The sequence below is a fragment of the Pseudomonas sp. S2_F07 genome (assembly GCF_054668325.1).
Genome location: NZ_CP162758.1, coordinates 3,593,592 through 3,612,457, shown reverse-complemented (window position 1 = coordinate 3,612,457; position 18,866 = coordinate 3,593,592). Strand labels below are relative to the sequence as shown.

Here is an 18,866-nt window from a genome sequence, read left to right as displayed (position 1 = left end):
TTTCAGGTTCATGACGAACTCATGACCCGGCAGGGACCAAAAAACGGGGATTAGACTATGGTCGTAGACACACATGGTTACGATTGACTTGTGGGTCACGGTCTGGCGCTAATCGCGAATCTTAGGATTTCGGGCGACGACTCGAGACCAGGAATACAAGAATTAGAATCGAGAGGAGCTACACAATGAACAAGTCCACCTTGGCTTTGGCCGTGGCCGTAGGGGTTTTGGCGCAGCAGGCAGGCGCCGCAGGTTTCCTGGAAGACAGCAAGGCGTCCATCAGTTCCCGGACCATGTATTACAACAACGATAACCGTGAAGGCGGTGCGGATCAGAAAGAGTCCGCGGAAGGCCTGAAATTCGATTATCTGTCCGGTTTCACCCAAGGCACTGTCGGTTTCGGTATCGACGCCCAGGCACTGCTGGGTATCCACCTGGACGGCGGCAAGGGTCACCACCCGGACAACAACACCTTCTTCCCAAGCGACACCGATGGTTCGGCCGTACACGAATGGAGCCGTGCGGCGGCCAACGTCAAGGCGCGCTTCTCGAAGACCGAAGCCCACCTGGGTGGCGCTCTGGCACCCAACTTGCCGATCCTGGTCGCGAACGACAGCCGTCTGCTGCCGCAGACCTTTGAAGGCGGCACCATCACTTCGAAAGAAATCGACAACGTGACCTTCAACGCAGGTCAGTTGGAGCATTCGGCGGGTCGCGCTTCTTCGAACTCCACCGGCCTGGCCGTGGCTGGCGGTACAGAGGACAGCAACAAGTTCTACTACGGTGGTGCTGACTGGAAGGTCACCAAGGACCTGACCCTGCAGTACTACCACTCGAATCTGAAGGACTACTACAAACAGGACTTCCTGGGCTTGGTCCACGTGTTTGCGATCGACGCCAAGCAGTCCTTCAAGACTGATATTCGCTACTTCGACAGTAGCTCCGACGGCAAGAACGGTGATCCGGGATTCCGTTTCAACAACAACAACGGTTTCGCCAAGACCCCGGGCGAGGTCGACAACAAGACCTGGAGCGCCATGTTCACCTACACCCTGGGTGGCAATGCCTTCCTGGTCGGTCATCAGCGCGTCAGCGATGACGGTGGTTTTGTCTACCTGAACCAGGGCAACGTGGTCGATGGCAATGGCCGTCCGGAAGGGAACGGCGGCGCCAGCTTCTACCTGTTCACCGATTCCATGATCAACGGGTTTGTTCGTGCCGGTGAAAACACCACCTTCGGTCAATACTCCTATGACTTCGCCGGACTGGGCGTGCCGGGCCTGAAAACTTCGATCGCCTACCTGCATGGCGACAACATCAAGGCTACCAACGGCAGCGGCCCTGATGGCTCCGAGTGGGAACGCGACATGCGGATCGACTACACCATCCAGCAGGGCACGCTCAAAGGTTTCGGCGTAACGCTGCGTAATGGCGTCTACCGTGGCAGTGAAGTCTCCAACAACCCTGATGTTGACCAGACTCGTCTGATCTTCAACTACACCTACAGCTTCCTGTAACAAGCCTTGAGAAAAAAACCTCGCCCGCTGGCGAGGTTTTTTTTGTCCGTTCTTTTATATTCCATAAAGATCTTTGCTGATTATTTATTATTCTTTTTGGTTTTTAAATATCCCGCTTAAAGTGCGCCTGTCCGCCACTCATCCCTGAGCCCGGATTTGGCAGTTTCGTCCCTCGATATTTGCTCAGGTTCAGAATTCGGCCTTGCCGCCGATACCTCGGATCTGTCGTGGGAAGCCATATTCCTAAGCGGTATTAAAAAGCACCAAAAAATTCTTTTTGGCTTTAAGGCCATGTATCCTGCGGCCCGCAAAACGACCGGCCTAGACGGTTTGCCACGAATTAATGCATTCAGGATCCCGGGCAATCGATTCGGGACCAGGAACATCAGAACTAGAAACGAGAGGAGCGAAACATGAACAAGTCCACCTTGGCCATGGCTGTGGCCGTCGGGGTTTTGACCCAGCAGGCAAGCGCCGCGGGTTTTATCGAAGACAGCAAGGCAACACTGGGGCTGCGTAACTTCTACATCAACACCGATTACCGTGACGGTACTGGCCCGAACAAAAACGAAGAATGGGGCCAAGGCTTCGATCTACGTTTCATCTCGGGTTACACCCAGGGCACCGTCGGCTTCGGTATCGATGCGATCGGCCTGTTGGGCGTCAAACTGGATTCCGGTGGCGGCACCAACGGCGCGAGCAACAACTCGTATGGCGGCACCGTGTTCCCGAGCAAGTCCAACGGCGAAGCGGTTGATGACTTCTCCAGCCTGGGTTTGACTGCCAAAGCCAAGATCTCCCAGACCGAGCTGAAGCTGGGTACCTTGCAGCCCAAGCTGCCGGTGATCGTGACCAACGACGGTCGTCTGTTGCCGCAAACCTGGCAGGGTGGCCAGATCTCCTCGAACGACATCAAGGACCTGACCTTGATCGGCGGTCAGATCGAGCAGGTAAAAGGTCGTAACTCGAGCAACAATGAACAGTTGTCTATCTCTGGCGCCAACAGCCGTTCCGCTGCAGGCCGCGACAGCAACAAGTTCATCTATGCCGGTGGCGACTACAAGATCACCAAGGACCTGACGGCCCAGTACTACTACGGCACCCTGGAAGAGTTCTACAAGCAACACTTCCTGGGTCTGGTGCACAACTGGGCCATCGGCCCTGGCGTGCTGAAGTCTGACTTGCGTTACTTCAACAGCTCCGACGACGGTGCCAACGGTCACGATCCTCTGTACTACACCACTGGCAACTACAGCGGTGCAGCCAACGGCAAGGGCAAGGTCGACAACAACCTGTACAGCGGCCTGTTCCTGTACTCCGTTGCCGGTCACACCTTCGGTGGCGGTTATCAGGTCAGCAACGGCAGCAGCGATTTCCCTTGGCTGAACCAGGGCGACGGTTCGTCGAACTACACCATCACCGATTCGCAAATCCAGAAGTTCGGCCGTGCTGGCGAGCGTACCTGGCTAGCACGCTACTCCTATGACTTCGCCAAGGTCGGCGTACCTGGCCTGACGGCTGGCCTGGTGTACCTGCGCGGTGACAATATCGATACCGTTAACGCCAAGGGGGGCGAGGCGGCCAATGGTGCCTCTGAGTGGGAGCGCGACCTGACCGTGGGTTACGTCGTTCAGTCCGGCGCGCTGAAGAACCTCGGCCTGATGTGGAAAAACGCCACGTGGCGCACCGACCTGCCGAACACCCGTTCGCAGGACGAAAATCGCCTGATCGTCAGCTACTCGATCCCGCTGTTGTAATAAGCGCTCGCGTAACCGAGACAAAAAAGCCCCGCCCGGTATTGCACCGGGCGGGGCTTTTACATTTTCAAGACGGGTTCACCCCCGTAATCCCGCCTTGAACTTCCCTCTTTGCAGCAACTCAAGGCCTTCTCGAACCTTGGGGGCGATGTTCGGCCGGTTGCGCGGGCACGTCCAGTGAACAGATATTTAATATTTCTTTATGATCTAAATAAATCGATATTTATTCTTTTTAATAGATAAAAAACACAGGCACAGTTGAACCCATCAAGCACTCACAAGGAGCAGCACCATGGGTCTCAGACTTGGCGATATCGCCCCCGATTTCGAACAGAACTCCAGCGCAGGCACCATCCGTTTCCATCAGTGGCTGGGCGATAGCTGGGGCGTGCTGTTTTCCCATCCCGCGGACTTCACACCGGTGTGCACGACTGAGCTGGGCTTCACCGCGAGGCTCAAGGATGAGTTCGCCGCGCGCGACGTCAAGGCCATCGCTTTGTCGGTGGACCCGGTGGAGTCGCACCACAAGTGGATCGAGGACATCAACGAAACCCAGGGCACCGTGGTCAACTTTCCGATCCTGGATGACGCCGACCGCAAGGTCTCGGACCTCTACGACCTGATCCACCCCAACGCCAACGACACCCTGACCGTGCGCAGTCTGTTCGTGATCGACCCGAAGAAAAAGGTCCGGCTGACGATTACCTACCCGGCGAGCACCGGCCGCAACTTCAATGAAATCCTGCGGGTGATCGACTCGCTGCAACTCACCGACAACTACAAGGTGGCCACGCCGGCCAACTGGCAAGACGGTGATGAGGTGGTGATCGTACCGTCGCTCAAGGATGAAGATGAAATCAAACAGCGCTTTCCCAAGGGCTATCGGGCGGTCAAGCCTTACCTGCGCCTGACGCCGCAGCCCAATCGTTGAAGGTCAGAAGATCGCAGCCTGCGGCAGCTCCTACGTGCATACGTCGATCCCTGTAGGAGCTGCCGCAGGCTGCGATCTTTTCAAGGCACCCACAAAGCAGGGGATTTCAGGCCGTTTCGACGGCCTGTTTTTTTGCCTGGAAGAAACCGGTTTATATATTTCTTTTATGCATAACCAAATGAATAAATATGATTTATGGATATATGAATCAGCTGTTAAGGTCACTCCATCGAAGCGAGATCGCAAACCGCGAATCGCCAACACCGTGCAAGGAATCGTCTGAATGTTGGTTGTCTCACTCGGTGGCAGTCCCAGTCAGCGCTCTCGTTCCGGGGTGCTGCTGGATCGCTCCCAGCGTTGGTTGCAAGGGCAGGGCGTGGAAGTAGTGAGTTATCAGGTGCGGGACTTCCCGGCCGAGGACTTGCTGCACGCACGCTTCGACAGCCCCAAGGTGATCGACTTGTTGCAACAGATTGAAAATGCCGATGGCCTGCTGATCGCCACACCGGTTTACAAGGCATCGTTTTCCGGAGCACTGAAAGTCGTGCTGGATCTGCTGCCCGAACGCGCCTTGAGCCATAAGGTGGTTCTGCCGATGGCTACTGGCGGCAGCATCGCCCATATGTTGGCAGTGGATTACGCGCTCAAACCGGTGCTGTCGGCATTGAAGGCCCAGGAAATGCTGCAAGGCATTTTCGCCGTCGACAGTCAGATCGCCTACGGCGAAGGTAGCGCCCAGGCGCAGTTGGCACCGGAGCTGGAACAACGACTGAATGAATCGCTGGAGCTGTTTTTCAGCGCTATGGCGCGACGGCCCAAGCCGCTCGACCCGAACCTGTTGAATGATCGTTTGTTGAGTGCTCGCTGGAGCATTTGAACCTCACCAAAAAATTGAAGTACTGGCCTTACTCGCCCGCCAACGGGCAAGCAGGTGCAGCCAAAACCCAACTGCAAAAAGGAGAGCGCCATGCGCCCTGTCATTTTGCGTCGTGGTCTGGTCGCTCTGTTTGCTGCGGCTTTGACCTTCGGCGCCATTACTCAAGCTCAGGCGCTTTCTACCCGGGAAGGCGTGCTACGAATCGGCTATCAGAAATACGGCACCCTGGTGCTGCTCAAAGCCAAGGGCACCCTGGAAAAACGTCTCGCCGCCCAAGGTGTGGACGTGCAATGGACGGAATTCCCCGGTGGCCCGCAACTGCTTGAAGGCCTGAACGTCGGCTCCATCGACTTCGGTGTTACCGGCGAAACGCCTCCGGTGTTTGCCCAGGCAGCGGGTGCCGATCTGCTCTACGTCGCCTATGAACCGCCAGCGCCGCACAGTGAGGCGATCCTGGTGCCGAAGGACTCGGCGATCAAGTCGGTGACGGACCTCAAGGGCAAGAAAATCGTGCTCAACAAGGGTTCCAACGTGCACTACCTGCTGGTGCGTGCGCTGGAAGATGCCGGCCTCAAATACACCGACATCCAGACCGTATTCCTGCCGCCGGCCGATGCCCGCGCCGCGTTCGAGCGTGGCAGTGTCGACGCCTGGGTGATCTGGGACCCGTACCAGGCCGCTGCCGAACAACAGCTGCAAGCGCGCACCCTGCGCGATGGCCAAGGCATCGTCGACAACCATCAGTTCTACCTGGCAACCAAGCCTTATGCGCAGAAAAATCCCGAGGTGATCAAGACACTGGTGGAAGAAGTGCGCGCGGTGGGCGAGTGGTCCAAGGCTAACCCGCAAGAGGTGACCCAACAGGTTTCACCGCTGCTCGGCCTGCCAGCGGACATCACCCTGACCTCGGTGAAACGCCAGGGCTATGGCGCGCTGTTCCTCACCCCGGAAGTGGTCGCCGCACAGCAGAAAATCGCCGACAGCTTCTACCAGCTCAAGCTGATTCCCAAGCAGTTGAGCATTAAAGACGTGATCTGGACGCCGCCGGCTGCCGTTGCCCAAAGCTCAGTAACCAAAGCCCAATAATTCGATTCCCCAAGGAGACCACTCCATGAGCCTCAATATTTTCTGGTTCCTGCCTACCCACGGCGACGGCCATTACCTTGGCACCGCCGAAGGCGCTCGCGCCGTCGACCACGGTTATCTGCAACAAGTGGCGCAAGCGGCGGATCGTCTGGGCTTCGGCGGTGTGCTGATTCCTACCGGTCGCTCCTGCGAAGACTCGTGGCTGGTGGCGGCATCGCTGATTCCTGTGACCCAGCGCTTGAAGTTCCTGGTTGCCCTGCGCCCGGGGATCATTTCCCCGACGGTGGCGGCGCGTCAGGCTGCGACCCTGGATCGACTGTCCGGCGGTCGTGCGTTGTTCAATCTGGTGACGGGTGGTGATCCGGAAGAGTTGGCGGGCGATGGTCTGTTCCTGAGCCACGAAGAGCGCTATCAGGCCTCGGTGGAATTCACCCGCATCTGGCGTCGGGTACTGGAAGGCGAAACCGTCGATTACGACGGCCAGCACATCAGCGTGAAGGGGGCGAAATTGCTCTATCCGCCGATCCAGCAACCGCGTCCGCCGCTGTACTTCGGCGGTTCCTCTGAAGCCGCCCAGGATCTGGCCGCCGAACAGGTGGAAATGGTCCTGACCTGGGGCGAACCACCGGCCGCCGTTGCGGAAAAAATCGAACAGGTCCGTGCCAAGGCCGCCAGGCTTGGTCGCACCGTACGCTTCGGCATTCGCCTGCATGTGATCGTGCGTGAAACCAACGCCGAAGCCTGGCAAGCGGCGGACAAATTGATCTCGCATCTGGACAACGAAACCATCGCCCGCGCCCAGGCTTCGCTGGCGCGTTTCGATTCGGTCGGTCAGCAACGCATGGCTGCGCTGCATGGCGGAAGCCGTGACAACCTGGAAGTCAGTCCTAACCTGTGGGCCGGCGTCGGTCTGGTGCGCGGCGGTGCCGGTACGGCGCTGGTGGGCGATGGTCCGACCGTGGCCGCCCGCGTGAAGGAGTACGCGGACCTGGGCATCGATACCTTCATCTTCTCCGGTTATCCACACTTGGAGGAGTCGTACCGGGTGGCGGAGTTGCTGTTCCCGCACCTCGATGTCGAGCGTCCTGAACTGCCGAAGAGCGCCGGTTACGTCAGCCCGTTCGGCGAGATGGTCGCCAACGACATTCTGCCAAAAGCCGCGTCCCAGAGCTGAGGCGCGATCATGAAGAAAATCATCCACAGCCTGGCGCCCTGGGCGTTGCCGGTGTTGTTGCTGGCGGTGTGGCAGTTGAGTGTGTCGGCGGGCTGGTTGTCGACACGAATCCTGCCGGCACCCATCGCCGTCATCGAGGCCGGCGTGAGCCTGGTGCGCAGTGGCGAAATCTGGACGCACTTGGCGATCAGTGGCTGGCGTGCCGCGCTAGGCTTCACCATCGGTGGTGGCATCGGCCTGACCCTTGGCTTCATCACCGGTCTGTCGAAGTGGGGCGAGCGCTTGCTCGACAGTTCGGTGCAGATGATCCGCAACGTGCCGCACCTGGCGCTGATTCCACTGGTGATCCTGTGGTTCGGCATTGATGAGTCGGCAAAGATTTTCCTGGTGGCGCTGGGCACCTTGTTCCCGATTTACCTCAACACCTATCACGGCATCCGCAATGTCGACCCGGCGCTGGTAGAGATGGCGCGTAGCTATGGCCTGAGCGGTTTCAGCCTGTTCTGGCAGGTGATTTTGCCGGGGGCGCTGCCTTCGATTCTGGTTGGCGTACGCTTCGCGCTGGGCTTCATGTGGCTGACGTTGATCGTCGCGGAAACCATTTCCGCGAGTTCCGGCATCGGCTATCTGGCGATGAATGCCCGGGAGTTCTTGCAGACCGACGTGGTGGTGCTGGCGATTCTGTTGTACGCGGTGCTCGGCAAACTGGCAGACCTCGCGGCCCGTGGACTTGAACGAGTGTGGCTGCGCTGGCATCCGGCGTATCAGGTTGCGAGGGGAGGTTCGGTATGACTGCCCAACAGCCTCCACGCCTGCTGCGCGGGACTCCGCTGGTGGTGCGCAAGTTGCAAAAAACCTTCGGTGCGCGGCAGGTGCTGCGCGAGATCGACCTGCACATTCCGGCGGGCCAGTTTGTCGCTGTGGTCGGTCGCAGTGGTTGCGGCAAAAGTACCCTGTTGCGCTTGCTCGCCGGCCTCGATCAACCAAGCGGCGGTGAGTTGTTCGCCGGTGCCGCGCCATTGAGTGATGCGCGGGAGGATACGCGGCTGATGTTCCAGGAAGCGCGTTTGCTGCCCTGGAAAAAGATCATCGACAACGTCGGTCTGGGCCTCAAGGGGAACTGGCGGCCGCAGGCGCTTGAAGCTTTGGAAGCGGTGGGCCTGGCCGATCGTGCCCACGAGTGGCCGGCCGCGCTGTCCGGTGGGCAGAAGCAACGCGTGGCATTGGCTCGTGCGTTGATTCATCAGCCGCGCCTGCTGTTGCTCGACGAACCTTTGGGTGCGCTGGATGCCCTGACTCGAATTGAAATGCAGCAACTGATCGAACGGCTCTGGCAGCAGCACGGCTTCACGGTGTTGCTGGTGACCCATGACGTCAGTGAAGCCGTGGCGATTGCCGATCGGGTGATCCTGATCGAAGACGGCGAAGTCGGCCTGGACCTGCACGTGGAACTGCCGCGCCCTCGGGTTCGTGGTTCCCATCGGCTGGCGGCGCTGGAAACCGAAGTGCTAAATCGCGTGCTGGCGCTGCCCGGCCACCCGCCGGAACCGGAACCTGTTTCACCCTTGCCTACGCAATTGCGCTGGGCTCAATAACTCAAGTCTTATCCACGACAGGAATCAACATCATGACTATCAAGGCCATCAACGTTCGCAACCAGTTCAAGGGCTCCATCAAGGAAATCGTCCTCGGCGACGTGCTGTCGGAAATCGACGTGCAGACCGCGTCCGGCATTGTCACTTCGGTGATCACCACGCGTTCGGTGAAAGAGCTGGAACTGGCGGTCGGCAGTGAAGTGATCGCGTTTGTGAAATCCACCGAGGTGTCGATCGCCAAGTTGTAAGGCACATGCGTAAACAACAACCCCGAAGGGTTTGAGCCCTTCGGGGTTTTTTATTCGTTAAGATCAAAAGATCGCAGCCTTCGGCAGCTCCTACTGGAATACGCATTCCGATGTAGGAGCTGCCGAAGGCTGCGATCTTTTAAAGCGCCACACGCTTGGGCAAATACGGCGGCAAATACAACCCCACATAAGCATCAAACACCCGCATCCCTTCCTCGGCCATGCGCGGCGTAATCTGCCCGTGCTGCTGCACCGAGCGCGCATACACCCGGTCGCCCAGTTCCATGGCCAGGGCAAACACATCGACATCACTGGGCAACGTCGGCAGCTCGAAGTGATGGTCGAACAGCTTGTGCATCAGGTCGCCCAGTTCGATGTCGTGCTGGCGGTCGGCCTGGGTGACTTCAGTCAGACCGTGCTGGGCCAGAATGAGTTGGCGGGCGGCGGCGTCTTCTGCATAGATGTCGAGCATGCGTTGTTCCACCAGTCGCGACAGATCGCGCCAGCCATTCAAGGCGAGATGGTCGATGGGAGCTTGCAGGCAGGCGCGGAAGGCCGCATGGACGTCGGCGGTCAAGGCTTCGAGCAAAGCCGGCACGCTGGCGAAGAAGTGGTAGACCGAGGAGGGCGGAATCTCCGCGCGCTCGGCGACGCTGTAGATCGACAGACTGGCCACACCCTCGGCAGCCAGCAGCGTGCGGGCGGCATCGAGTATCGAATCGATCCGGGCCTGGCTGCGTGCGCGGGGTTTGCGGGGGGTGGCTACGCGTGTCATTGGAGTCTCCTGCGGGGCAGCGGGCATTGTACGCAGAGCGGGCAGATGTTCCATATCCCCTGTGGCGAGGGAGCTTGCTCCCGTTGGGTCGCGAAGCGGCCCCAAAACGGCCGATGCGGTGTGCCTGACAGAACCGACTGCGGATTAAAGGGAGTCCTTCGGCCTCCAGCGGGAGCAAGCTCCCTCGCCACGGGGTTTGATGGCACCCATAAAAAAACGCCGCCGGCTTTTACAGCCGGCGGCGTTTTTTTTACTGCAACCGATTAAACGGTATGCAGGTACCAGTTGTACTCGAGGTCGGAGATGGAGTGTTCGAACTCCTCCAGCTCACTCTCTTTGCACGCGACGAAGATATCGATGTATTTCGGATCGATGTACTTGGCCATGACTTCGCTGTCGTCCAGCTCGCGCAGTGCATCGCGCAGGTTGTTCGGCAGGCTCTGCTCGTTCTGCTCGTAGCTGTTGCCTTCGACCGGGGCGCCAGGCTCGATCTGGTTGGTCAGGCCGTGGTGCACACCCGCCAAAACCGAAGCCATCAGCAGGTACGGGTTGGCATCGGCGCCGGCTACACGATGCTCGATGCGCACGGCGTCGGAAGAACCGGTCGGTACGCGAATCGCCACAGTACGGTTATCCAGGCCCCAGCACGGCGAGTTTGGCACGTAGAACTGTGCGCCGAAACGACGGTAGGAGTTGACGTTCGGGCAGAGAAAAGCCATCTGCGCCGGTAGGGTCTCGAGCACACCGCCGATCGCGTGACGCAGTGCGGCGTTCTGCTCGGGATCCTCACTGGCAAAAATATTCTTGCCGTCTTTGTCGAGAATCGAAATGTGGACGTGCAGACCATTACCCGCCTGGCCTGGGTAAGGCTTGGCCATGAAGGTGGTGTCCATTTCATGGTCGTAGGCGATGTTCTTGATCAGGCGCTTGAGCAGGACCGCGTAGTCGCAGGCCTTGATCGGGTCAGCCACGTGGTGCAGGTTCACTTCGAACTGCGCCGGGGCACTTTCCTTGACGATGGCGTCGGCGGGAATGCCTTGCTCTTTGGCACCTTCCAGAATGTCCTGGAGGCAGTCGACGTATTCGTCGAGGTCGTCGATCAGGTAGACCTGTGTCGAGTGTGGACGTTTGCCGGAAACCGGCGAGCGCGGTGGCTGCGGACGACCGTTCACGTTCTCCTGGTCGATCAGGTAGAACTCCAGTTCGAACGCGGCGCAGATGGTCAGGCCCATTTCGTCGAACTTGCGCACCACATTGGCCAGCACTTCACGCGGGTCGGCGAAGAATGGTTCGCCTTCGAGTTCGTGCATGGTCATCAGCAGTTGCGCGGTCGGGCGCTTCTGCCATGGCTCGTTGCATAGGGTATCGGGAATTGGATAGCAGATTCGGTCAGCATCACCGATGTCCAGGCCCAGGCCGGTGCTTTCCACCGTCGAGCCATTGATATCCAGAGCAAATAGAGAGGCCGGCAGGTTGATGCCTTTCTCGTAAACCTTGTGGAGGCTGGTGCGTTCGATGCGCTTGCCGCGCACCACACCATTCATATCCGCAATCAGAAGGTCAACGTACAGAACCTCAGGATGTTCCTTAAGGAACGCGTTCGCTTCGTTAAGCTGAACGGCACGCGGGGGTACCGACATGATGCAACACCTTTGTTGTTAAAAATATCAATCATTGATCTTTTCAGATTCCAGTCAACCCGAACGGCATGCCGAAGTCAAGCGAGGCCTTTTTTGCCCTAAAAAAGCGCCCGTGTGGCTTTTTTGAGGCACTTTGGGGCGTTTTTATGCCTTTGGCCTCCATGGCGCCCGCAGGCTTGAGCGGGCCGTGTTGTATTTTTTACGGGGGTGTTGTGTAAAAAAATGAACAAGGCTAAGCTCGAATCAAACCCATAACAGCAATAATACCGGGGTGCTTCATGTCTCGCCTGCCGATAATCGGCGTCACCGACTGCTCAAGACAGGTCGGTCGGCATGTTTATCACATCAGTGATGACACGTCCGTCCGTTCCGTGGCCTCAGCGGTTCTGGTGATCCTCCCATCCGTGACGGTTCAACCGTCCCCGTCCGATATTCTGGACGGTCGTGATGGCACCCCCATTACGGTTACTCCATTCAATATAGAACCGATTCACAATAGCGGCCTGACCATCGTTCAGGGCACCGCTCGCGATTCTGCACGCCCGGCTTCTGCAGCCGTGTCGGCAAGCACGATAATCTGCCGCGCAAACGCTCTACAACGCGACGCCGATGCGTCAAACAACGCCTGACCTTAAAAGGGTCAGACAACTCAAGCCTAGAGGCATTTATGAGTAACAACCTCGACCAGCTCACCGATTGGTTGAAAAACCACAAGATCACAGAAGTCGAATGCATGATCGCCGACTTGACCGGGATTACCCGGGGCAAGATTTCGCCGACCAACAAATTCATCGCCGAAAAAGGCATGCGCCTGCCAGAAAGCGTGCTGTTGCAGACAGTGACCGGCGATTACGTCGAAGACGACATCTATTACGAGCTGCTCGACCCGGCCGACATCGACATGATCTGCCGTCCCGATCAGGGTGCGGTGTACCTGGTGCCGTGGGCCATCGAGCCGACCGCCATCGTCATCCACGATACCTACGACAAGCAAGGCAACCCGATCGAGCTGTCGCCGCGCAACGTGCTCAAGAAAGTCCTGAAACTCTATACCGACAAAGGCTGGCAGCCGATCGTGGCGCCGGAAATGGAGTTTTACCTGACCAAGCGCAGTGACGACCCGGACTACCCGCTGCAACCGCCGATCGGCCGTTCCGGTCGTCCGGAAATCGGTCGCCAGTCGTTCTCCATCGAAGCGGCGAACGAATTCGACCCGCTGTTCGAAGACGTCTATGACTGGTGCGAATTGCAGGAACTGGACCTCGATACCCTGATCCACGAGGACGGCACGGCGCAGATGGAAATCAACTTCCGTCACGGCGATGCCCTGTCCCTGGCCGACCAGATCCTGGTGTTCAAGCGCACCATGCGCGAAGCCGCGCTCAAGCACGACGTGGCCGCGACCTTCATGGCCAAGCCGATGACCGGCGAGCCGGGCAGTGCCATGCACTTGCACCAGAGCATCATCGACATCGAGACCGGCAAGAACATCTTCTCCAATGAAGACGGGACCATGAGCCAGTTGTTCCTGCACCACATCGGTGGTCTGCAGAAGCTCATTCCCGAACTGTTGCCGCTGTTCGCACCCAACGTCAACTCGTTCCGCCGCTTCCTGCCGGATACTTCGGCGCCGGTGAACGTGGAGTGGGGTGAAGAGAACCGCACCGTGGGCCTGCGGGTACCGGATGCGGGGCCGCAAAACCGACGGGTGGAAAACCGCCTGCCGGGCGCCGATGCCAACCCGTACCTGGCGATTGCCGCGAGCCTGCTCTGCGGTTACATCGGCATGGTCGAAGGCCTGAACCCGAGTGCGCCGGTGGTTGGGCGAGGCTATGAACGCCGCAACCTGCGCCTGCCGCTAACCATCGAAGACGCACTGGAACGCATGGAAAACAGCGCGACCATCGAGCGGTACCTGGGCAAAAATTTCATCACTGGCTACGTTGCGGTCAAGCGGGCCGAGCATGAAAACTTCAAGCGCGTGATCAGTTCGTGGGAAAGGGAATTCCTGCTCTTTGCCGTCTGATACGCCGGGCGCCGCCGCTGCCTGGCGGCGCCTTCACCTGATTGTTTTAGGAGATTCGTATGACCAGCAACAATCCGCAAACCCGTGAATGGCAAACCCTGAGCAATGATCACCACCTGGCTCCGTTCAGCGACTTCAAGCAGCTGAAAGAGAAAGGCCCGCGGATCATCACCAACGCCAAGGGCGTTTACCTCTGGGACAGCGAAGGCAACAAGATCCTCGACGGCATGGCCGGCCTGTGGTGCGTCGCGATTGGTTATGGTCGCGATGAACTGGCCGATGCCGCCAGTAAACAGATGCGTGAACTGCCTTACTACAACCTGTTCTTCCAGACTGCGCACCCACCGGTACTGGAACTGGCCAAGGCTATCGCCGACATCGCGCCAGAAGGCATGAACCATGTGTTCTTCACCGGCTCCGGCTCCGAAGGCAACGACACCATGCTGCGTATGGTTCGTCACTACTGGGCGATCAAGGGCCAGCCGAACAAGAAAGTCATCATCAGCCGCAAGAACGGCTATCACGGTTCCACCGTGGCCGGCGCGAGCCTGGGCGGCATGACGTACATGCACGAACAGGGCGACTTGCCGATCCCGGGTATCGTACACATCGCCCAGCCGTACTGGTTCGCCGAAGGCGGCGACATGACCCCGGAAGAATTCGGTATCTGGGCGGCCAACCAGCTGGAAGAAAAGATTCTGGAAGTCGGCGTCGACAACGTCGGTGCCTTTATTGCCGAGCCGATCCAGGGCGCCGGTGGCGTGATCATTCCGCCAGAGACCTACTGGCCGCGCATCAAGGAAATCCTCGCCAAGTACGACATCCTGTTCGTGGCTGACGAAGTGATTTGCGGTTTCGGTCGTACCGGCGAGTGGTTCGGTGCCGATTTCTACGACCTTAAGCCAGACATGATGACCATCGCCAAGGGCCTGACCTCGGGCTACATCCCGATGGGCGGCCTGATCGTGCGTGATGAAGTGGTGGACGTGCTCAACGAAGGCGGCGACTTCAACCACGGCTTCACTTACTCCGGTCACCCGGTAGCCGCTGCGGTGGCGCTGGAAAACATCCGCATCATGCGCGACGAGAAGATCATCGAGCGCGTACATGCAGAAACGGCACCGTATTTGCAAAAGCGTCTGCGGGAACTGAACGATCACCCGCTGGTGGGTGAAGTTCGTGGCGTGGGTCTGCTGGGGGCCATCGAACTGGTCCAGGACAAGGCCACGCGCAAGCGCTACGAAGGCAAGGGCGTCGGCATGATCTGCCGTCAGTTCTGCTTCGATAACGGCCTGATCATGCGCGCCGTCGGCGACACCATGATCATCGCTCCGCCACTGGTGATTACACCGGCGGAAATCGATGAACTGGTGACCAAGGCTCGCAAGTGTCTTGACCTGACCCTGAGTGCATTGCAGGGCTAAGTGCTAGGCTCTGAGCGGAAGTCCAAAGTTCTGCAAATGAACCAGGAACTTTCGCTCGGAACTGGTCAGAAAGCGTGGCCGTTCCTTGAAAGACCGATGTGGATCTTGCCAGACTAGCCGCGGTTCCAGTTGCCCGGGTTCGGTCGCTGAACAAGTGGTTCAAAAAAGAAAAATTTGGAGCATTACGCATGAAGGCACTAGGTAAAAAGCTCGCTGGCAAGACCCTCCTTGCCATGTCCGTGATGGGTTTGATGGCGGGCGCGGTTCAGGCCGATGACAAAGTACTGCACGTGTACAACTGGTCCGACTACATCGCACCGGATACCGTCAAGAAGTTTGAAGACGAGTCGGGCATCAAGGTTGTCTATGACGTCTTCGACAGCAACGAAACCCTGGAAGCCAAGTTGCTGGCAGGCAAGTCCGGTTACGACATCGTTGTACCGTCGAACAACTTCCTGGCCAAGCAGATCAAGGCTGGCGTCTACCAGAAGCTGGACAAGTCCAAGCTGCCTAACTGGAAGAACCTGAACACCGACCTGCTCAAGGCCGTTTCCGTGAGCGACCCGGGCAACGAACACGCCTTCCCGTACATGTGGGGTTCGATCGGTATCGGCTTCAACCCCGAGAAGGTCAAGGCTGCGTTGGGTGCCGACGCGCCGACCAACTCCTGGGACCTGCTGTTCAAACCTGAAAACGCCGCGAAGTTGAAATCGTGCGGCATCAGCTTCCTCGATTCGCCAACCGAGATGATTCCGGTGGCGTTGCACTACCTGGGCTATCCAACCGACAGCCAGGACAAGAAACAACTGGCCGAAGCCGAAGCGCTGTTCCTGAAAATCCGCCCTTCGGTAGGTTACTTCCACTCGTCCAAGTACATCTCCGACCTGGCCAACGGCAACATCTGCGTGGCTGTGGGTTACTCGGGTGACATTTACCAGGCCAAGTCCCGCGCGGAAGAAGCCGGTGGCAAGGTGAAAGTCAGCTACAACATTCCAAAAGAAGGTGCCGGCAGCTTCTACGACATGGTCGCCATCCCTAAAGATGCCGAAAACGTCGAAGGCGCCTACAAGTTCATGACCTTCCTGCAGAAGCCGGAAATCATGGCTGAAATCACCAACGCCGTGCGCTTCCCGAACGGTAACGCGGCTGCAACTGCGTTGGTCGATAAAGACATCACCAGCGACCCGGGCGTTTACCCACCGGCGGACGTGCTCGCCAAGTTGTACGCGATTGCCGACTTGCCGGCCGCGACGCAGCGGATCATGACCCGCAGCTGGACCAAGATCAAATCCGGTAAATAAGCCGGTTTTATGCAACAACCTGTTGTCGCCACCCGCGCGGTGGCGACAACAGGTGTAATTAAATGACAGAAAGTTTTGCTGGAACGGTTTTTCGAGGGTAAGTTGCGCGCCGGTTTTGTTGCCGGGCAACCACGGTTGTCATGTAACACGGGGCAACTTGGGCCCAACTAATTTCAGAGGACCTCCACTTGCCTATTTTTTCTTTGTTGCGCAATGCCATGCTGGCGGGCGCCGGGTTGACGCTGGCTGTCAGTGCCCAGGCCGCCGGTACCGTGCATATTTATAACTGGTCGGACTACATCGGCGAGACCACCCTGGCCGACTTCCAGAAAGAAACCGGTATCAAGCCGGTTTATGACGTCTTCGATTCCAACGAAACCCTGGAAGGTAAATTGCTGGCCGGGCGTACCGGCTACGACGTGGTCGTGCCGTCGAACCACTTCCTCGGCAAACAGATCAAGGCCGGAGCATTCCAGAAGCTCGACAAGTCTCAGCTGCCGAACTATTCGAACCTCGACCCGGTGCTGCTCAAGCGCCTGGAGCAGAACGATCCGGGCAACCTGTACGCCGTGCCGTACCTGTGGGGCACCAACGGCATCGGTTACAACGTCGACAAGGTCAAGGCTGTGCTGGGCGTCGATACGATTGATTCGTGGGGCGTGCTGTTCGAGCCGGAGAACATCAAGAAGCTGCAAAGTTGTGGCGTCGCGTTTCTCGATTCCGCCGATGAAATGATGCCGACAGTGCTCAACTACATGGGCCTGAATGCCAACAGCACCAACCCTGAAGATTACAAAAAGGCCGAAGAGAAGTTGCTCGCAGTACGGCCTTACGTGACCTACTTCCACTCCTCCAAGTACATCGCGGATCTGGCCAACGGCGATATCTGCGTGGCGATCGGTTTCTCCGGTGACATCTTCCAGGCCAAGAACCGCGCCGAAGAAGCCAAGAAAGGCGTGAACATTGCCTACTCGATTCCGAAAGAGGGCGGTGCACTCTGGTTCGACATGCTGGCGATTCCGAAGGACTCGGCCAACGTCAAGCAAGCCCACGCCTTCATCAACTATTTGCTCAAGCCTGAGGTGATTGCCCAGGTCAGCGATTACGTCGGCTATGCCAACCCTAACCCGGGGTCGGACAAACTGATGGAACAGTCCATTCGCACCGACGAAGCGGTTTATCCACCGCAAGAGGTGCTCGACAAGACCTACGTGTCGATCGAGTTACCGCCGAATATTCAACGTTTGATGACCCGCAGCTGGACCAAGGTCAAGTCGGGTAAATAGTTTCAAGGCTCAAACTATCCAAGGTTGGCTCACCTTGAGCGAACTGCACTCTTTTTTCTGGGAGTTTCGTAAATGGCAGTTGCCTCCGGCGCCTATAAGAAAGCCCTCGAGGGCGACCAGCAACCTAAACAGGTGCTGGTCAAAATCGACCGGGTCACGAAGAAGTTCGACGAGACGATTGCCGTGGACGATGTGTCCCTGGAAATCAAGAAAGGCGAAATTTTCGCCCTGCTCGGCGGTTCGGGATCGGGCAAATCCACTTTGCTGCGCATGCTCGCAGGTTTCGAGCGGCCCACGGAGGGACGCATTTTCCTCGATGGCGTAGACATCACAGACATGCCGCCCTACGAGCGGCCGATCAACATGATGTTCCAGTCCTACGCTCTGTTCCCGCACATGACCGTGGCGCAGAACATCGCTTTCGGCCTCAAGCAGGACAAGATTCCCGCGGCAGAAGTCGACGCCCGCGTGGCCGAAATGCTCAAGCTGGTGCAGATGAGCCAGTACGCCAAGCGCAAGCCGCATCAATTGTCCGGCGGTCAGCGTCAGCGTGTGGCCCTGGCCCGTTCCCTGGCCAAGCGTCCGAAGCTGCTGCTGCTCGACGAACCGATGGGCGCACTGGACAAGAAGCTGCGTTCGCAAATGCAGCTGGAGCTGGTGGAGATCATCGAGCGCGTCGGCGTGACCTGCGTCATGGTGACCCACGACCAGGAAGAGGCCATGACCATGGCCGAGCGCATCGCGATCATGCACCTGGGCTGGATCGCCCAGATCGGCAGCCCGATCGACATCTACGAAACCCCGACCAGTCGCCTGGTCTGCGAATTCATCGGTAACGTGAACATCTTCGAAGGCGAAGTGATCGACGACGCCGAAGGCCACGCGATCATTACCTGCAAAGACCTGGATCGCCAGATCTACGTCGGCCACGGCATCAGCACTTCGGTGCAGGACAAGTCGGTCACCTACGCGATCCGTCCGGAAAAACTGCTGGTCACCGCCGACATGCCGACCTGCCAGTACAACTGGTCCAGCGGCAAGGTGCACGACATCGCCTACCTGGGCGGGCACTCGGTGTTCTACGTCGAACTGCCAAGCGGCAAGCTGGTGCAGTCGTTCGTGGCCAACGCCGAGCGTCGCGGGCAGCGTCCGACCTGGGGTGATCAGGTCTACGTGTACTGGGAAGACGACAGCGGCGTGGTGCTTCGCTCATGAACATGCGCAAACTC

The 18,866-nt window shown here is 58.3% G+C and carries 17 protein-coding genes; 15 read left to right on the top strand and 2 right to left on the bottom strand.

What is annotated here, in order from left to right; all coding sequences use genetic code 11:
• Nucleotides 1–185 precede the first annotated feature (185 nt).
• From AB4O40_RS16360 to AB4O40_RS16315, 10 genes are all read left to right on the top strand, one after another.
• On the top strand, nt 186–1,517 hold the full coding sequence (locus AB4O40_RS16360) for an OprD family porin (protein ID WP_056726412.1): 1,332 nt from the start codon (nt 186–188) through the stop codon (nt 1,515–1,517).
• 413 nt (nt 1,518–1,930) lie between these two features.
• On the top strand, nt 1,931–3,274 hold the full coding sequence (locus AB4O40_RS16355) for an OprD family porin (protein ID WP_223541303.1): 1,344 nt from the start codon (nt 1,931–1,933) through the stop codon (nt 3,272–3,274).
• Between the two features lie 292 nt (nt 3,275–3,566).
• A complete protein-coding gene (locus tag AB4O40_RS16350; RefSeq protein WP_056726414.1) occupies nt 3,567–4,205 on the top strand; it encodes a peroxiredoxin in 639 nt (212 codons plus the stop codon).
• A 34-nt stretch (nt 4,206–4,239) separates the two neighbouring features.
• Nucleotides 4,240–4,488: a hypothetical protein gene (locus AB4O40_RS16345; protein ID WP_223541304.1), complete on the top strand. Its 249-nt coding sequence runs from the start codon at nt 4,240–4,242 to the stop codon at nt 4,486–4,488.
• Nucleotides 4,489–5,082, top strand: coding sequence for an NADPH-dependent FMN reductase (gene ssuE, locus AB4O40_RS16340; protein ID WP_056726415.1), 594 nt, complete (start codon nt 4,489–4,491; stop codon nt 5,080–5,082).
• A 90-nt stretch (nt 5,083–5,172) separates the two neighbouring features.
• Nucleotides 5,173–6,168 (top strand): sulfonate ABC transporter substrate-binding protein, encoded by a 996-nt coding sequence (locus tag AB4O40_RS16335; protein WP_056726416.1) that lies wholly within the window; start codon nt 5,173–5,175, stop codon nt 6,166–6,168.
• Between the two features lie 25 nt (nt 6,169–6,193).
• A complete protein-coding gene (ssuD, locus tag AB4O40_RS16330; RefSeq protein WP_056726417.1) occupies nt 6,194–7,342 on the top strand; it encodes an FMNH2-dependent alkanesulfonate monooxygenase in 1,149 nt (382 codons plus the stop codon).
• A 9-nt stretch (nt 7,343–7,351) separates the two neighbouring features.
• On the top strand, nt 7,352–8,134 hold the full coding sequence (gene ssuC, locus AB4O40_RS16325) for an aliphatic sulfonate ABC transporter permease SsuC (protein ID WP_056726418.1): 783 nt from the start codon (nt 7,352–7,354) through the stop codon (nt 8,132–8,134).
• On the top strand, nt 8,131–8,937 hold the full coding sequence (ssuB, locus tag AB4O40_RS16320; protein ID WP_223541305.1) for an aliphatic sulfonates ABC transporter ATP-binding protein: 807 nt from the start codon (nt 8,131–8,133) through the stop codon (nt 8,935–8,937). The genes ssuC and ssuB overlap by 4 nt, the downstream gene beginning before the upstream one ends.
• A gap of 32 nt (nt 8,938–8,969) precedes the next feature.
• Entirely contained in the window at nt 8,970–9,185 is a 216-nt protein-coding gene (locus tag AB4O40_RS16315; protein ID WP_007967989.1) for a TOBE domain-containing protein, read from the top strand.
• A 139-nt stretch (nt 9,186–9,324) separates the two neighbouring features.
• Here the strand turns inward: AB4O40_RS16315 and AB4O40_RS16310 are convergent, their stop codons facing one another.
• Both AB4O40_RS16310 and AB4O40_RS16305 read right to left on the bottom strand, forming a co-directional pair.
• Nucleotides 9,325–9,960 (bottom strand): TetR/AcrR family transcriptional regulator, encoded by a 636-nt coding sequence (locus AB4O40_RS16310; RefSeq protein ID WP_056726420.1) that lies wholly within the window; start codon nt 9,958–9,960, stop codon nt 9,325–9,327.
• A 263-nt stretch (nt 9,961–10,223) separates the two neighbouring features.
• Nucleotides 10,224–11,600 (bottom strand): glutamine synthetase family protein, encoded by a 1,377-nt coding sequence (locus tag AB4O40_RS16305; RefSeq protein ID WP_046039110.1) that lies wholly within the window; start codon nt 11,598–11,600, stop codon nt 10,224–10,226.
• A gap of 667 nt (nt 11,601–12,267) precedes the next feature.
• On the opposite strand from AB4O40_RS16305, the gene AB4O40_RS16300 reads away from it, so the two are divergent.
• The 5 genes from AB4O40_RS16300 to AB4O40_RS16280 all read left to right on the top strand — a co-directional run bounded on the left by AB4O40_RS16300 (nt 12,268) and on the right by AB4O40_RS16280 (nt 18,852).
• Entirely contained in the window at nt 12,268–13,626 is a 1,359-nt protein-coding gene (locus tag AB4O40_RS16300) for a glutamine synthetase family protein (protein WP_056726421.1), read from the top strand.
• Nucleotides 13,627–13,685: 59 nt separating this feature from the next.
• Nucleotides 13,686–15,050, top strand: a complete 1,365-nt coding sequence (locus tag AB4O40_RS16295; protein WP_056726422.1) for an aspartate aminotransferase family protein — start codon at nt 13,686–13,688, stop codon at nt 15,048–15,050.
• A gap of 188 nt (nt 15,051–15,238) precedes the next feature.
• Entirely contained in the window at nt 15,239–16,351 is a 1,113-nt protein-coding gene (locus tag AB4O40_RS16290) for a polyamine ABC transporter substrate-binding protein (RefSeq protein WP_056726423.1), read from the top strand.
• Between the two features lie 188 nt (nt 16,352–16,539).
• Nucleotides 16,540–17,637, top strand: coding sequence for a polyamine ABC transporter substrate-binding protein (locus tag AB4O40_RS16285; protein WP_056726424.1), 1,098 nt, complete (start codon nt 16,540–16,542; stop codon nt 17,635–17,637).
• A gap of 72 nt (nt 17,638–17,709) precedes the next feature.
• Nucleotides 17,710–18,852, top strand: a complete 1,143-nt coding sequence (locus tag AB4O40_RS16280) for an ABC transporter ATP-binding protein (RefSeq protein ID WP_008048747.1) — start codon at nt 17,710–17,712, stop codon at nt 18,850–18,852.
• Nucleotides 18,853–18,866 lie beyond the last annotated feature (14 nt).

Bases quoted from the DNA above. Each gene is read 5' to 3' on its own strand.
- AB4O40_RS16360 (WP_056726412.1), top strand. From the start codon at position 186: ATGAACAAGTCCACCTTGGCTTTGGCCGTGGCCGTAGGGGTTTTGGCG.
- AB4O40_RS16355 (WP_223541303.1), top strand. From the start codon at position 1,931: ATGAACAAGTCCACCTTGGCCATGGCTGTGGCCGTCGGGGTTTTGACC.
- AB4O40_RS16350 (WP_056726414.1), top strand. From the start codon at position 3,567: ATGGGTCTCAGACTTGGCGATATCGCCCCCGATTTCGAACAGAACTCC.
- ssuE (WP_056726415.1), top strand. From the start codon at position 4,489: ATGTTGGTTGTCTCACTCGGTGGCAGTCCCAGTCAGCGCTCTCGTTCC.
- AB4O40_RS16335 (WP_056726416.1), top strand. From the start codon at position 5,173: ATGCGCCCTGTCATTTTGCGTCGTGGTCTGGTCGCTCTGTTTGCTGCG.
- ssuD (WP_056726417.1), top strand. From the start codon at position 6,194: ATGAGCCTCAATATTTTCTGGTTCCTGCCTACCCACGGCGACGGCCAT.
- ssuC (WP_056726418.1), top strand. From the start codon at position 7,352: ATGAAGAAAATCATCCACAGCCTGGCGCCCTGGGCGTTGCCGGTGTTG.
- ssuB (WP_223541305.1), top strand. From the start codon at position 8,131: ATGACTGCCCAACAGCCTCCACGCCTGCTGCGCGGGACTCCGCTGGTG.
- AB4O40_RS16315 (WP_007967989.1), top strand. From the start codon at position 8,970: ATGACTATCAAGGCCATCAACGTTCGCAACCAGTTCAAGGGCTCCATC.
- AB4O40_RS16310 (WP_056726420.1), bottom strand. From the start codon at position 9,960: ATGACACGCGTAGCCACCCCCCGCAAACCCCGCGCACGCAGCCAGGCC.
- AB4O40_RS16305 (WP_046039110.1), bottom strand. From the start codon at position 11,600: ATGTCGGTACCCCCGCGTGCCGTTCAGCTTAACGAAGCGAACGCGTTC.
- AB4O40_RS16300 (WP_056726421.1), top strand. From the start codon at position 12,268: ATGAGTAACAACCTCGACCAGCTCACCGATTGGTTGAAAAACCACAAG.
- AB4O40_RS16295 (WP_056726422.1), top strand. From the start codon at position 13,686: ATGACCAGCAACAATCCGCAAACCCGTGAATGGCAAACCCTGAGCAAT.
- AB4O40_RS16290 (WP_056726423.1), top strand. From the start codon at position 15,239: ATGAAGGCACTAGGTAAAAAGCTCGCTGGCAAGACCCTCCTTGCCATG.
- AB4O40_RS16280 (WP_008048747.1), top strand. From the start codon at position 17,710: ATGGCAGTTGCCTCCGGCGCCTATAAGAAAGCCCTCGAGGGCGACCAG.